Annotated in this window: 13 protein-coding genes; 4 read left to right on the top strand and 9 right to left on the bottom strand. The window is 48.3% G+C overall.

Translation table 11 applies throughout. The features are described from left to right. Nucleotides 1-22 precede the first annotated feature (22 nt). The 6 genes from phaC to BZG81_RS10030 form a co-directional block, all read right to left on the bottom strand. Nucleotides 23-1,846: a class I poly(R)-hydroxyalkanoic acid synthase gene (phaC, locus tag BZG81_RS10055; protein WP_077661065.1), complete on the bottom strand. Its 1,824-nt coding sequence runs from the start codon at nt 1,844-1,846 to the stop codon at nt 23-25. 79 nt (nt 1,847-1,925) lie between these two features. Then, nucleotides 1,926-2,273, bottom strand: a complete 348-nt coding sequence (locus BZG81_RS10050) for a phasin family protein (protein WP_021022030.1) — start codon at nt 2,271-2,273, stop codon at nt 1,926-1,928. A 57-nt stretch (nt 2,274-2,330) separates the two neighbouring features. Further along, entirely contained in the window at nt 2,331-3,542 is a 1,212-nt protein-coding gene (locus BZG81_RS10045; RefSeq protein WP_077677271.1) for an acetyl-CoA C-acetyltransferase, read from the bottom strand. Nucleotides 3,543-3,557: 15 nt separating this feature from the next. After that, a complete protein-coding gene (locus tag BZG81_RS10040) occupies nt 3,558-4,298 on the bottom strand; it encodes an SDR family oxidoreductase (RefSeq protein ID WP_077661064.1) in 741 nt (246 codons plus the stop codon). A 496-nt stretch (nt 4,299-4,794) separates the two neighbouring features. Further along, nucleotides 4,795-5,220 carry a SufE family protein gene (locus BZG81_RS10035; protein ID WP_077661063.1) on the bottom strand — a complete coding sequence of 142 codons (426 nt, stop codon included), beginning with the start codon at nt 5,218-5,220 and terminating at the stop codon, nt 4,795-4,797. 22 nt (nt 5,221-5,242) lie between these two features. After that, nucleotides 5,243-6,454: an aminotransferase class V-fold PLP-dependent enzyme gene (locus tag BZG81_RS10030; protein WP_077677280.1), complete on the bottom strand. Its 1,212-nt coding sequence runs from the start codon at nt 6,452-6,454 to the stop codon at nt 5,243-5,245. 355 nt (nt 6,455-6,809) lie between these two features. Between BZG81_RS10030 and BZG81_RS10025 the strand changes: the two genes are divergently transcribed. From BZG81_RS10025 to rlmM, 4 genes are all read left to right on the top strand, one after another. Then, nucleotides 6,810-7,715 (top strand): transcriptional regulator GcvA, encoded by a 906-nt coding sequence (locus BZG81_RS10025; protein ID WP_021022025.1) that lies wholly within the window; start codon nt 6,810-6,812, stop codon nt 7,713-7,715. Next, nucleotides 7,712-8,350: an alpha/beta family hydrolase gene (locus BZG81_RS10020; RefSeq protein WP_077677270.1), complete on the top strand. Its 639-nt coding sequence runs from the start codon at nt 7,712-7,714 to the stop codon at nt 8,348-8,350. The genes BZG81_RS10025 and BZG81_RS10020 overlap by 4 nt, the downstream gene beginning before the upstream one ends. Continuing rightward, complete coding sequence (locus tag BZG81_RS10015; RefSeq protein ID WP_077646108.1) at nt 8,347-8,745, top strand: DUF423 domain-containing protein; 399 nt, start codon at nt 8,347-8,349, stop codon at nt 8,743-8,745. The genes BZG81_RS10020 and BZG81_RS10015 overlap by 4 nt, the downstream gene beginning before the upstream one ends. A 102-nt stretch (nt 8,746-8,847) precedes the next feature. Further along, nucleotides 8,848-9,933 (top strand): 23S rRNA (cytidine(2498)-2'-O)-methyltransferase RlmM, encoded by a 1,086-nt coding sequence (rlmM, locus tag BZG81_RS10010; protein WP_077677269.1) that lies wholly within the window; start codon nt 8,848-8,850, stop codon nt 9,931-9,933. Here the strand turns inward: rlmM and xni are convergent. The 3 genes from xni to BZG81_RS09995 form a co-directional block, all read right to left on the bottom strand. Then, a complete protein-coding gene (xni, locus tag BZG81_RS10005) occupies nt 9,930-10,700 on the bottom strand; it encodes a flap endonuclease Xni (protein WP_077459742.1) in 771 nt (256 codons plus the stop codon). The two genes, rlmM and xni, sit on opposite strands and share 4 nt — an antisense overlap. 80 nt (nt 10,701-10,780) lie before the next feature. Beyond that, complete coding sequence (gene ppnN / locus BZG81_RS10000; protein WP_077459741.1) at nt 10,781-12,142, bottom strand: nucleotide 5'-monophosphate nucleosidase PpnN; 1,362 nt, start codon at nt 12,140-12,142, stop codon at nt 10,781-10,783. Between the two features lie 120 nt (nt 12,143-12,262). Beyond that, the gene (locus tag BZG81_RS09995; protein WP_077459740.1) at nt 12,263-13,822 is read right to left on the bottom strand and encodes a GGDEF domain-containing protein; all 1,560 of its coding nucleotides are present in this window, start codon (nt 13,820-13,822) and stop codon (nt 12,263-12,265) included. Nucleotides 13,823-13,882: the final 60 nt, after the last annotated feature.

The following is a 13,882-nucleotide window of genomic DNA, read 5'->3' as shown; positions in this document are numbered from 1 at the left end:
GCCATTTTTGTGGGACGGTTGATTAAGCCTCTTCTTTTACCGGTTCAGATTCGGCTGATTTCGGCTCAACGTCCGATTTAACCGGCAGTACCTGGCGTACATATTCACCTGGTGCAGCATAAAGTACAGGGTAGCTGTCTGATCCCGTTGGGTAGGGCTCAACTTGTTCGTCGGGACTATAACTTCGTAACCATTTTTCCCAATGTGTCCACCATGATCCAGTCTGGTGAGACGCGCCTTCCAGCCACTCCTCTGCCGTATCTGCGAGGTGGTCATTGGTCCAAAAGCCGTATTTTTTCTTCACTGGATGATTAACAATCCCTGCAATATGGCCGGACTCACCTAATACGAAGGTTTTATTGCCGCCGACATTGAGCGCACCACGGTACGTGCCTTGCCACAGAGCAATATGGTCTTCTTTAGTGGAAATAAAATAACTGGGAACTTTGATTTTATTGAGATCAATCCATACACCACCGACTTTAACGCCCTTATCTTGCACCAGCTTATTTTCGAGGTATAAATCGCGCAGGATAAAATTATGGGTTTTAGCGGCCACGTTGGTACTGTCACTGTTCCAATACAGCAAATCAAAGTCGACTGGGCTATTCCCTTTCAGATAGTTCTCGATGTAGTAGTTCCAATAAAGACTATTCTCCCGCAACAAGCTAAAGGTCACACTCAGCGATCGCCCATCCATATAACCGCGAGCAGTATTCTGCGCTTCTATGGCTCGGATGAGACTATCATTGATGTAAGCGCCAATTTCACCAGGCTGTGAGAAATCGAGTAAGGTAGTAAAGAAACTTGCCGACTTAATACGCGCTTTCATGCGTTTGGCAGAGTAGTAGGCAATGGTGCACGCTAATACGGTTCCGCCAATACAATAGCCGACACCATTAATCTGTGATTGGCCGGTGATGTCTTCAATCGCACTGACAGCTTTTACTGTCCCTTGCGTGACATAGTCTTCAAAGCCAATATCAGCTTGCTCAGCAGATGGATTGCGCCATGACATCAAGAAGACGGTGTGTCCCTGTTCTACTAACCAACGAACCAGTGAGTTTTTCTCGCGCAAATCGAGAATGTAATATTTATTGATAAAAGGCGGCACCACTAACACAGGTGTGGCATGGACGTTTTCGGTGACCGGGCGGTATTGAATAAGCTCAAACAGGTCATTTTTATACACCACGTCTCCTGGGGTGTTAGCAACGTCATCGCCAACGCGGAAAGCGTTATTATTGGTCATGCGTACTTTTAGGATGTCGGCGCTTGACTCCATGTCTTGCTTTAACTGCTCCATGCCACGCAGCAAGTTCTCACCTTTTGATTCCAGCGTCATTTTTAACAACTCTGGGTTGGTCGCGATGTAGTTGCTGGGGGCCATGGCATTAATAGCTTGGCGAGAGAAAAAAGAAAGGCGCTCACGGGTTTTATCATCGAGTCCTTCAATGGCCTCAATGGTTTCCATGTAGGTACGTCCAAATAACAGATACGATTGCTTGATAAAGTTATAGAGGACATCTTCTTGCCACGCCTTGTCCTTGAAACGTTTATCGTCGCTACCTTCGCTGATCACTTCGTCCGTGTTATCACGGGCGAGCATGGCGTTCTGCCAGATTTGCATTTGTTGTTCCCACCACTGCATCTGTACTTGTAGAAGTGCAGCGGGTTGTTGAGCCGCGCCTTCCAGCAATTGAGCAGTGTCTTGCAGGCTGACTTCCTGCATGGCTTGATTAAACGGTGTGTCTACGGCTGCCTTGCCCTGCTCAAGATCCTGCCACCATTGCTGGTTTTGTTCTTGCAGCCTGGCAAGGTAGTCCGAAAAGAAGTGATGAAACATAATGTTGCCCTCTTGATCGGAAAAGCACTATAAAGGCCTGCTACGGTGAGTAGCAGGCGATAGTGCAGTAACCCTGCCTTTATGCTGGGGTGCCGGCTTTCATGTTTTCAGCCGTGATTTTGTCGATATCTTCTTTGAACTCTTTAGCGATGTTTTGCAGTTTGGTGCTGTCATCCATCATTTGCTGAGACAGTTTGGTCAATGCTGCCAGTTGCTGGCTACTAAATGATGTCATGCTGGTGACATCTTTGACTTCGCTGGCAGCTTTCATCTGCTCAAGACCGAGCGAGCTGTATGTGCGCATCGCGTTCATTTGCAATTCGGTGAGTGTTTCGACGTTTTTGGCTACCAGCTTGTTAAAATTAACGTAGGGAGCCAGGGCTTTTTCAGATTGCTCAGAAAACGCTTTAAACATATCTGTGTACATGGTGTATCTCCTGATAGTGTTGTTCTGGGGATTTTCCCCAAGGTCGCAAGTGTCCGTTTATGCTTGTGTACGCTTAATTACTAAAGCCGTACCCATACCGCCGCCAATACACAAAGAAGCAACGCCATAGGTTTCGCCTCTTCGCGCAAGCTCGTGTAGCAAGGTCACAACAATTCGGTTGCCGGATGCACCAAGCGGGTGGCCAAGTGCAATTGCTCCGCCATTGACGTTAGCACGTGCCAAGATGGCATCGGGCGTCGTCTTGTGGTGCTCAGCTAGTTGGTGAACCACCCCGAGTGCTTGCGCAGCAAATGCCTCGTTGAGTTCAAACAAATCAATGTTATCGAGAGTGAGGTTGGCTTTATCGAGTGCGGTGTTCACCGCACCCACGGGGCCTAACCCCATGACGCTAGGATCAACTCCGTGCTGTGAATAGGCACTTACTTCTGCTAATGGGGTGAGCCCATGTTTATTGACTGCCGATTCGGAGGCTAAGATCACCGCACTCGCACCATCGTTGATGCCTGATGCATTCCCCGCGGTCACCGAGCCTTCTTTATCAAAGGCGGGACGTAATTTTCCCAGCCCTTCAAGGGTTACGTCTTCTTTAGGATACTCATCGGTGTCAAAGGTAATGGTCTGCTTACGCTGCTTAATCTCAATGGGAGTGATCTCGCTTTTAAAGCGACCGGCTTCTATCGCTGCAACCGCTTTTTGCTGGCTGTGTAGGGCAAACTGATCTTGTTGCTCGCGAGTGATATCCATTTTTTTAGCAACGTTTTCTGCGGTGACGCCCATATGATATTGGTTATACACATCGGAGAGACCGTCATTGATGAGCAAGTCTTTCATCGCAAAGTTGCCCATCTTTTGCCCTGTTCGTAAGTTCCCGGCCGCTGCAAACGGAATCTGTGACATGTTTTCTACGCCAGCAGCGACCACAAGTTGTGCATCACCAGCGCGAATATGAGTAACAGCATCCATAATGCTTTTCATCCCACTGCCGCAGACCATATTGACAGAGTATGCGGGAACATGAGTAGGGATATCGGCATAGATAGCTGCTTGACGACCTATTCCCATTCCTTGTCCGGCGCTGACTACATTGCCTACAATCACTTCGTCGATAGCCTCACCAGTTAATCGACCTTCAGCTAATGCGCCTTTGATAGCATAGGCAGCCAATTGGCCGGTAGGGATATCTTTGAGCGTGCCTGAAAAAGCACCGATGGCGGTGCGTTTTGCCGCCACAATAAAAATGCGTTCCATCAATCTATCCTTGATTTATTGCATGTACAGGCCGCCGTTGACCGACAGCGTTTCACCCGTAATGTATGCGCCTGCCTCGCTCGCGAGGTAAGCCACGGAAGCCGCAATTTCTTCTGGCTTTGCCAAGCGTTTCATCGGGATTTGATTGGTAATCGACTCAAGTACGTCTTCGCGCATGGCCGTTACCATAGGCGTCGCGGTATACCCTGGCGCAACCACATTCACGGTGACGCCTGCACGGGCTCCTTCGGCAGCTAACGATTTGCTAAAGCCCATCATCCCTGCTTTCGCTGCGGCATAATTTGCTTGGCCAAACTGGCCTTTTTGACCATTTACAGACGAGATATTAATGACACGTCCACCTCCCTTTTCGCACATGGCAGCGAACAAAGGTTGAGTGACGTTAAAGAGGCTATTGAGGTTGGTGTTGATGACGTCGTGCCATTTATCGGCATCCATCTTTTTGAATACACTGTCACGCGTGATCCCGGCGTTATTCACTAGGACATCGATTGTGCCTTCTTCTTCAAGCAGTTTAGCAATACGTGTAGCGCATTGTTCTGTATCGGTAACATCAAGTTCGAATAGGCGCACTTGATCTTGTTTGAACCCTTTTTCTTCAAACCAGTCTTGTGCGCACTGACCACCGCCCGTGAAGTGTGTTGCAATGACGCGATAATTATCATCAACTAATTTTTCGGTGATCGCTGATCCAATGCCGCCTTTTGCGCCAGTTACTAATGCCAGTTTCTTCATCTATGACTCCATTCACTACAACAAGCAAATATAACGAGATGCCTGAAGCCGCATCTGGAACCACTTTAAACCAGAATTACAGTCATCCTTTCTTGTCTCATAACGGCAGCAAGAGTTATGCCAATAGTTAATAATCATGCTGCCGATATTATTAGGCAGTCTAACTTGTTGGTGTGACCCTTTTATGACTGCCTGCTTCTAAGCTAACGAATCTAGCCAAATACGCAAAGTATAAAAGCCTCGGATTACACATTCGCGATTTCGGTCAATTTTGATAGGTAATAATGCAATACTTTGTTAATAAGTTGTTATTTTCATGTTTGTCTTTGTTTTCCGTTGGCGAGACTGAATGATCTGGAAGAAATCGATTGCACTCTTCTGTGCATTTCGATGGTGAATAGTCGGGTTGTCGGCATATGTGGGCAGTGGTGGCGCGATGTTTTAGGGGGGATAAGGTTAGAATGCCGTGACGATGAACCACGGCGTCCAACACAAATTAAGCGGTAAGGTGATGAACATATTGCACAATCGCATGCAAACCATTGGTGCGTGACTCACTTAAATGGTGCGATAATCCGGCTTGTTGGAAGACTTGATCTAAATCGAGAGCGTAAATGGCATCACTGTGTTGACCATGAACACAAGCGAGCACAACGGCTAATAGACCTTTAACGATTCTTGCATTTGAATCTGCAGCAAAGTAATGCCTTTCGTCATCCGAGTGATGTAAAAACCAAACATCACTTTCGCATCCACTGACAAGGCGCGCAGCATGCTTCTGTTCATCGGTAAACGTAGGCAAGCGTTTACCCCACACGATAAGCTGGCGGTATTTGTCCTCCCAGCTGATGTGTTGTGCAAGCATCTCGGTAACCATTTTTTGGTCGAGTTCACTGCCAAAGGGGTGAGTAGGTAAATCCATGGTAGATCCTGTTATGAAACGATTAAACACCGAGTAAATATAATGTTTTATCTAACGCTGTGAGGAAGCGTTGAATGTCTTCCTGATGATTATAGGCACCGAGTGATACACGTACGGTTCCCTCCACGCCCAGCGCTTTGATCAGCGGGTGCGCGCAGTGGTGCCCAGACCGTACTGCCACGTTTTGTTGGCTGAGCAGCTCAGCAATATCTGCGTGGTGTTCTCCTTCTACCACGAATGACACTATGGTGCTGTGTGGTTGGGGGCAGATTAGCTTGATGGCTGGGCGTTGTTTCAAGCCGTCGAGTAGCGATTGATAACAGTCACTAATATGGGTATCGATGGCTTGAGCGTCATATTGTTTTAGCCATTGAATGGCGGCAGCAAGGCCAATCGCCCCCGCTGTATTGGGCGTGCCTGCTTCAAAACGAGCGGGAATCGGTGCTAATGTGTGATCATCAAATGTGACGTCAGTAATCATTTTGCCACCACCGTGAAATGGCGCGAGAGTAGCCAATGCTTCTGGTTTTCCATAGAGCACGCCAATACCGGTTGGTCCATACAACTTATGTCCGGAAAACACATAGAAGTCAGCATTCAAGGTTTGCATACTGAGGGGCTCGTGAACGATCCCTTGTGCACCATCAATGATCACCGTTGCACCATGACGATGCGCGAGTGCGGTCATTGCTTCTATCGGGTGGCGTGTTCCGGTCACGTTACTGACATGACTTATCGCCACGATACGGGGACGGGTCGTGAGTGCTTGTTGATAAGCGTCCATATCTAACTGGCCCGTGCTGACACAACAGGGGATCTTTACCAGTTGCGCGCCTGTACGCTGCGCGATCAGTTGCCAGGGAAGCAAATTAGCATGATGCTCCATTTCGCTGACGAGGATACAGTCGTTGGCGGTCAAAGTGTGGCTGAGGCTATAGGCAAGTAAGTTGATAGCTTCCGTTGCCCCTMGCGTCCAAATTATCTCACTAGGGTTTGCATCAATAAACGCCGCAACCTCACGTCGCGCTTGTTCAAACTGTGCAGTGGTGGATAACGAGGCTTGGTGTTGGCCGCGATGAACATTCGCAACCGGTGCCATGTAGCTTTGGCAAATGGCATCAATCACACACTGTGGTTTTTGTGCCGTAGCCGCACTGTCCAAATACACCCAGTCTGAGGCATTAAAAGCGGGAAACTGGGCACGCAATGCGTAGGGATCAAAACCGTCTGTCATAGTCATCGTCCAAAGTAAAATCTTGCCTATGATCGCCATCTCACTGGTGTAACTCAAGCGTGATACGTGTTTAAGATAAAAAACGGACAAAAAAAAGCACTGAGCCAAGCTCAGTGCCAACAAATATGTAATGACAGACAATGTCAAAATACAGGAAGTTAAAAGTGGTAGATACGACTACCTGTCTAACCAGTGTTAGACAAATGCAAACACAACATCGCAACCACGGAAACAGTCTAAATAGAGAGACGTCACATGTGGATGCGGGATGCACTATAGGGTGTTGCTGGTATATCAGCAATCGACAATTTATAATGTCAACGATTAGAAAAATTAATGAATAGGGTGTCCGTTTATGGCAAGGCGTCTTCCTCCACTTAACGCGCTGCGCGTTTTTGAAGCAGCCGCACGACATTTGAGTTTTACCCGTGCAGCTGAAGAGCTCTTTGTGACTCAGGCGGCGGTGAGTCATCAAATCAAAGCGTTAGAAGAATTTTTGGGATTAAAGCTATTTCGTCGTCGTAACCGCTCGCTGTTGTTGACGGAAGAAGGTCAAAGCTATTTTCTTGATATTAAAGATATATTCTCTGAACTTTCTTATGCCACTGATAAAGTGTTAGAGCGAAGTGCCAAAGGGGCGCTGACCATTAGTTTGCCACCCAGTTTCGCGATTCAATGGTTAGTGCCGAGGCTCGCTGATTTTAATAAAGCGCATCCAGATATCGATGTTCGGATAAAAGCGGTTGATTTGGAGGATGGGTCATTAACCGATGATGTCGACGTAGCCATTTATTATGGCCGAGGCCATTGGACGGGTTTGCGCTGTGACCTATTGTACCAAGAGTGCTTGTTGCCTGTTTGTTCTCCCATGTTGCTAGAGTCCGGCTATCCGCTCCAAGCGCCAGACGATCTCGTCCATCATGTTTTGTTGCATGATCGCTCACGAAAAGAATGGAAGGCATTCGCAAAAGCCCATCAATTGAGTGAGGTGAACGTTGAGCACGGTCCTATTTTTAGTCATTCGTCGATGGTGCTTCAGGCAGCGGCCCACGGACAGGGCGTTGCATTAGGGAATAATGTGCTTTCCCAACCTGAACTGGCCTCTGGACGTTTGGTGCAACCTTTTGAGCAGGTGTTAAAAAGTGACAATGGTTTTTATCTGGTGAGTCAACAAAGAGACGCTGACACCGGGCGCATTACTGCGTTTCGAGAATGGATGCTAGCCACTGCAGCAAAAGAGCAAGCGAGTATGAATTTATGATAGATCTAGAATTTGATGGGCCTGATAGTGCCACTGATTGGGTGATTATTGCTCATGGTGCAGGCGCCGGCAAAGAGCATGAGTTTATGACAGATATCGCGACACGTATCGGGGTCGGTTGCCGTGTGGTGCGGTTTAATTTTCCCTATATGGAAAAGCGTCAGGAAGATGGCAAAAAGCGTCCGCCAGACCGTGCACCTAAGCTACTTGCACACTTTGAAGCTGTGATTGATGCCATCGATAGTTTACGCCCAAAAGAAAGTCGTTTATGGCTTGCCGGTAAATCGATGGGAGGACGTATGGCCAGCCACCTTACCGGCCATTCATCAGTCAGCGGGGTGGTGTGCTTTGGCTTTCCTTTTCACCCTCCAGGCAAGCCTGAAAAATATAAAGGCGAGCATTTAGCGACCGTGACCAAACCGTTGCTCATTGTGCAAGGGGAGCGTGATACCTTTGGTCGGAAAGAAGAAGTGATGGGGTATTCATACTCATCAAGTATTGATATTGAGTTCGTTCCTGATGGCGATCATAGTTTCAAGCCGCGCAAAGCGTCAGGTTACACTGAGTCGGACAATCGGCAGTTTGCGGTCGACTGTCTACTGCGTTTTATTGAGCGCCAAGGAGCGAAAGCATGAAATTAAACCACTGGATCAGCCTAGCTGCTTTAGGGGCAGGACTGGCTGTCGGGCTAGGTGCCTTTGCAGCACATGGTTTGAAAATGGTTTTGTCCGATTATCAATTAGCTATTTTTAAAACCGGCGTTAACTATCAGATGTGGCATAGTTTAGCCTTGCTTGGACTGTGTGCACTTTCTTCACGGATCTCCACGCGGTTATTCAGCTGGGTCGCTTGGGCTTGGTTAGTTGGTATGATCGGCTTTAGCGGTAGCTTATACCTGCTTGCTCTCACGGATATGCATTGGCTAGGACCGGTAACACCAGTTGGCGGCGTGAGCTTTTTAATCGGCTGGGGAGGGCTCGCTGTGGGCACATGGCGTACAAACGTTTCTCTCTCTCATCCATCGCGTTAAAAGCGGCTATCTGCATTTCTTTCTTGTCGAGATGACAGATATAATGCGCAACTTATTTTTATCATCACATAGCGTGATCCTATCGTCGAACCAGAGGGTGTTATGAACCAGGTTTTGCTTTACTGCCGTGCAGGATTTGAAAAAGACTGCGCCGCAGAAATCCAACAAAAAACCACCGAAATGGGCGTGTATGGGTTTCCGCGCGTGATAAATAACAGCGCGTATGTTGTGTTTGAGTGCTACCAAGAAGATGACGCTGAGCGCGTTGTGCGTGATTTATCGTTGGACTCGCTGATCTTTGCGCGCCAAATGATTGCTGTGACCGCCGCCTTGTCGGATCTTGACCCTGATGATCGTATCTCCCCGATTCTGGCGGTAGCGAGCGATCTGCCTAAAGGTGGCGATCTACGGGTGGAGACACCGGATAACGATGAGGCTAAAGCCTTATTGAAGTTTTGCCGTAAGTTTACCGTGCCACTACGCCAAGCCTTGCGCAAACAAGGCGTCATGTTAGCCAAAGATAACCCCAAAAAACCGGTGATTCACTTATGCTTTACCGCACCGGGTACTTGCTTGGTGGGCTACTCGCTGACGACCAATAACTCACCTCATTATATGGGCCTACCACGGATGAAATTTCCGTCTGATGCGCCAAGCCGTTCGACATTAAAACTGGAAGAGGCCTTCCATCATTTTATACCCAAGGATGAGTGGGATACGCGTTTAGCGCCTGGCATGTGGGCGGTCGATTTAGGTGCATGCCCCGGGGGCTGGACCTATCAATTGGTTAAACGCTCGATGTTTGTCCATGCGGTGGATAATGGGGCGATGGCTGAAAGCCTGATGGAGACAGGACAAGTGTTTCATCATGCCGAAGATGGGTTTAAATTTGAGCCGACGCGCAAGAATGTGACCTGGTTAGTGTGCGACATGATTGAAAAACCATCGCGAGTGGCGCGGTTGATGGGAGAGTGGTTAATTGAAGGTTGGGCCCAAGAGGCTATTTTTAACTTGAAACTGCCGATGAGCCGACGTTATGAGCAGGTGTCAGAAAACTTGCAAACCCTAGGTGCATTTTTGGCTGACTACAATGTGCCGTATGAAATGTGCGCGAAACACCTTTATCACGATCGCGAAGAGATCACCGTGCACTTGCGCCGTGTGAAACGCCAGCAACGTGGCGGCTAACGTTCAAAGCGGATATCTTGCAGGTTAAAACCGAGTGGGATATCCGTTTTTAATTGGGCTACCTTTTTACAACGTTGGGCTAAATCCTGGTGCCCAGCGAGCTTTTTTTGCCATTTTTGTTCGACATCGCTTGCGGCGAAAATAGCCTCAAGCGTCTCGTACCGCTCAAGCAGCGTTGCTGCCGTTTTTGCACCAATACCGGGGACGCCGCTCACTTCGCTACTGCTGATCCCGGCCAGCCCCCAAAAATCGCACAGCTGTTCAGGACGCACACCAAACTGAGCATCAACAAACGCTAAATCGAGCCACCGGTGTTGGAAGTAATCACGAATGCTTAACGTGGGTTGTAATAGCTGGCAGTAGCCTTTATCGGTAGAAACAATCGTGACGTGCTCATGACGCGCTGCCACTTTTAATGCCAAGGTAGCAATCATGTCGTCGGCTTCATCGCCTTGTGACAGTAACGCATCGACCCCTCTTTGCCAAAATGCTTCTTGGATCGTGTCTAAGCCTTGTTCTAGTGCCACAGGCATGGGCTTACGGTTTTGTTTATAGGTGGGAAGTATCTCGGCCCGCCAACCTCGATCAGGGCCAATATGATCAAACACGGCAACAATATGGCTAGGCTGGCTATGATTGATGATTTTATCCAAGGTTTTGATGCAGGATTGAGCAGTCGCATCGATCGATTCTTGATCCGGCTGGGCAGCGTGGACTCGGCGGATAAGATTCATCGCATCAATAATAACAACATGGAGCCTAGACATAATAAAAACCGGGTGTGCGTTTTATAAATGCCGCATTATACCCGGTTTTTGTTTAGGACGCAGGGCGTTAAAAGTCGTGCCTAAGTCTCGGAAACAATTTCATAGCAAGGCACATACGCAGTGCCAGGTAGCTTCATGCGTTGTTGTTCAACGAAACTTTGCAAAAGTTTATCCATTTTGGCCATCAAATACTTGTCGCCATCAATTTTAAATGGGCCATGGCGTTCAATATTACGCATCCCCTCATCTTTGACGTTACCTGCAACGATGCCTGAAAAAGCCTGGCGCAGCGAAGACGCGAGAAGCTCTGGGCGTTGATTCATGTGTAAGTTGAGGTTTGCCATATTTTCATGCGTGGGCGCGAAGGGATGCTGAAAGCCGGGCTCAATTTTTAATGACCAGTTATACGAGTAGGCGTCACCCGTTGCTTTGCGGTGCTCTTTGACGGCGGGCATGGCATTTTTCATCAAACGCGCGGCTTTGGCCGGATCATCAATCACAATTTCGTAGTATTGTGTGGCTTCTTCACCGAGTACATCACGAATAAAATTATCAATATCACGAAAATAGGCCTCGCTCTCTTTGGGCCCAGTGAGTACGATCGGCAGTGGCTGCGCGTGATTATCGGGGTGCATCATGATCCCGAGAATATAAAGTAACTCCTCGGCGGTACCGGCGCCACCAGGAAAAATAATGATACCGTGGGCGATACGAACAAACGCTTCTAAACGCTTCTCGATATCGGGCATGATCACTAATTCATTCACCATTGGATTGGGCGGCTCGGCGGCAATAATAGATGGCTCCGTCAGGCCGATAAAGCGGCTGTCATAAGTACGTTGTTTCGCATGACCGATGGCCGCGCCTTTCATAGGCCCTTCCATCGCACCTGGCCCGCAACCGGTGCAAATATCCAGCTCTCTCAGCCCTAACTCATGGCCCACTTCGCGGGTGTATTGGTATTCGATATCATTGATGGAGTGACCGCCCCAGCATACAACCAGGTTAGGATCGACATGGGGACGCAGTGCTTTGGCGTTGCGTAAGATACCGAATATTAAATTGGTAATATGTGGCGAGCTGTCTAGGTTTAGCGCCGGGCTGTGCTCGAGCTGCACATTGACATGAATGATATCTCTTAGCACAGAAAACATGTGCTCTTGAATGCCACGAATGATTTTACCATCGACGAAGGCATGCTCAGGCGGATTAACCAACTCGAGTTTGATCCCACGCTCTCGACGAAGCACTCGGATTTCGAAGTTTTCATGCTTTTCTAGCAGCGCTTTGGAGCTATCTGTATGACTACCAGAATTTAAAACAGCCAATGAGCAGTTTCGGTATAAACGGTATAAATCACTGCTGGCGCTGGTTTTTAAACGATCAACCTCAATTTGAGAAAGCAGATCCATCGTTCCTATGGGGCTAATGTGTGTGATCATAACGACAACCTCTTACGGACCGCCCCTCTTGAAAAGCCAAGTAGGGAAGATAGCACGGTGCTATAAAAATCAGTGTGTTAATTAAAAATACACACGCCAGCCACAATTGACCAGTAATAATTAACACCAAATAATTTGGTTGCGGCCACTGTTTTTGGCTTGATACAACGCTTGGTCTGCTCGTTCTAGAACGGGGGTTGGCGTATCTTGATCGCTAAAGAGGGTAGCACCAATCGATACGGTGATCGCGACGCGTTCGTTCTTGAATTTTAACGGCAGCTTGCGGATGGTATGGCTGATAGTGGCTAGGATTTCTGTGCGAGTATCATCGTTGGCATCGGGCAATAAGATCACAAACTCTTCACCACCAAACCGAGCAATAAAATCGGTATCACGCAAACATTGATAAATCGTACGCGCGACGATTTTCAAGGCTTTATCACCGACTTCATACCCAAACTGTTGGTTAACTTGCTTGAAGTGATCAATGTCAATCACCGCGAGGCAAAACGGCCGTTGGTACTTCTTCCATAAGCGGAATTCATGTTCGAGGCGATCATTGAGCGCGGCGCGATTGTAAACACGGGTCAGTGGATCCAGTAAACGCTTGCGTTCTTGGTCGCCAACATGACGGCGTTGATCCATCGTGTGTTCAGCCAGTGTACTCAACTGGGTTTGATTGTGGCTCAGTTGCTCTTCGAGTGCGCGCTCTCGCGTTTTGAGGGCCTCGTTCTCTTTTGCTATGGCGTTCAGCGCGTCGAGTGCACGTGTTAGTGCGGCCTCAGGATTGGACTCTGGCGTGCCTTTTAGACCAAGTTCTTTTTCAATGTCAGTAATGGTGTGATCTAGGCGCTGATCAACGCTTTGATGTGCCACCCGCAATTGCGTGGCGTGATCAAAAGCGCGCGTATTTTGCTGACTGATTGCAACCAGATCATCATTCACTTGGGCGAGAAATTGTTGTGATGCCTGACGCTCGGCTTGCGTGGCATCTAAAATCAGCCGAAGGGCGGACAGAGTGAGTGAGACGACAGTCGCTGGCGCGACATCGGTCAATAATTGGCGACGAATATCAAGCAACTGACTGCCAGCTTGACCATCAATATCGAGCTCGGTAATCAGGTTTTGTAGCTCATCTGCGACGCGACGAATTTGGTCTTTATCGAGCTCTATTTGCGCGTGTTGAGCGCGAGGGCGTGTGACTTGCAAGGTCACAGCCCGCTCGTAGAGCTGAAGTAGTCGGATCAAATGCTGCGTTCTTTCAGTATCACTGTTCGCCGATTTTGCTAGCAACTCGCGTAAATCTCGCTTGAGTTGAGCAGGCAGGCCGATAACACGTTGTAGCGTTTCACCACTGGTATGAAACTGCTCTTCGAGATGGGACTGTGCTTTTTTTTGTGTCATGTCTTGATGACTCACCATGCGTTCAATAACAGCTAAACGCGGAAGCAACGCGCTAACATCCTGCGCTGAGTATAATATGTCACGGAAGTCGGTTAGTTTTTGATCTACCGCGGTGTTTTTGCCTGTGCATGTCGCAATCAATCGCGATGCTAAGCGTTTGAGCGTATGGATCTCTCGACGCGACTTCAAAGCCAGCTCTCGATATGCTGAAGGCGCATGATGATGATCCGCCTGAGCGGTCTGTGCCGACAACGGTGATGGAGTTGACTTAGTCATTTGGTCGAAAAAACACCTAATTACATTCGCGATTCAGCATCACAGGTAGTAAGAATGCAC

Source organism: Salinivibrio sp. MA607, assembly GCF_001996245.1.
Classification (GTDB): domain Bacteria; phylum Pseudomonadota; class Gammaproteobacteria; order Enterobacterales; family Vibrionaceae; genus Salinivibrio; species Salinivibrio costicola.
The sequence above is the reverse complement of the archived record's forward strand: the minus strand, read 5'-3'. Positions and strand labels throughout refer to the sequence as shown.

Bases quoted from the DNA above. Each gene is read 5' to 3' on its own strand.
- phaC (WP_077661065.1), bottom strand. From the start codon at position 1,846: ATGTTTCATCACTTCTTTTCGGACTACCTTGCCAGGCTGCAAGAACAA.
- BZG81_RS10050 (WP_021022030.1), bottom strand. From the start codon at position 2,273: ATGTACACAGATATGTTTAAAGCGTTTTCTGAGCAATCTGAAAAAGCC.
- BZG81_RS10045 (WP_077677271.1), bottom strand. From the start codon at position 3,542: ATGGAACGCATTTTTATTGTGGCGGCAAAACGCACCGCCATCGGTGCT.
- BZG81_RS10040 (WP_077661064.1), bottom strand. From the start codon at position 4,298: ATGAAGAAACTGGCATTAGTAACTGGCGCAAAAGGCGGCATTGGATCA.
- BZG81_RS10035 (WP_077661063.1), bottom strand. From the start codon at position 5,220: ATGGATTTACCTACTCACCCCTTTGGCAGTGAACTCGACCAAAAAATG.
- BZG81_RS10025 (WP_021022025.1), top strand. From the start codon at position 6,810: ATGGCAAGGCGTCTTCCTCCACTTAACGCGCTGCGCGTTTTTGAAGCA.
- BZG81_RS10020 (WP_077677270.1), top strand. From the start codon at position 7,712: ATGATAGATCTAGAATTTGATGGGCCTGATAGTGCCACTGATTGGGTG.
- BZG81_RS10015 (WP_077646108.1), top strand. From the start codon at position 8,347: ATGAAATTAAACCACTGGATCAGCCTAGCTGCTTTAGGGGCAGGACTG.
- rlmM (WP_077677269.1), top strand. From the start codon at position 8,848: ATGAACCAGGTTTTGCTTTACTGCCGTGCAGGATTTGAAAAAGACTGC.
- xni (WP_077459742.1), bottom strand. From the start codon at position 10,700: ATGTCTAGGCTCCATGTTGTTATTATTGATGCGATGAATCTTATCCGC.
- ppnN (WP_077459741.1), bottom strand. From the start codon at position 12,142: ATGATCACACACATTAGCCCCATAGGAACGATGGATCTGCTTTCTCAA.
- BZG81_RS09995 (WP_077459740.1), bottom strand. From the start codon at position 13,822: ATGACTAAGTCAACTCCATCACCGTTGTCGGCACAGACCGCTCAGGCG.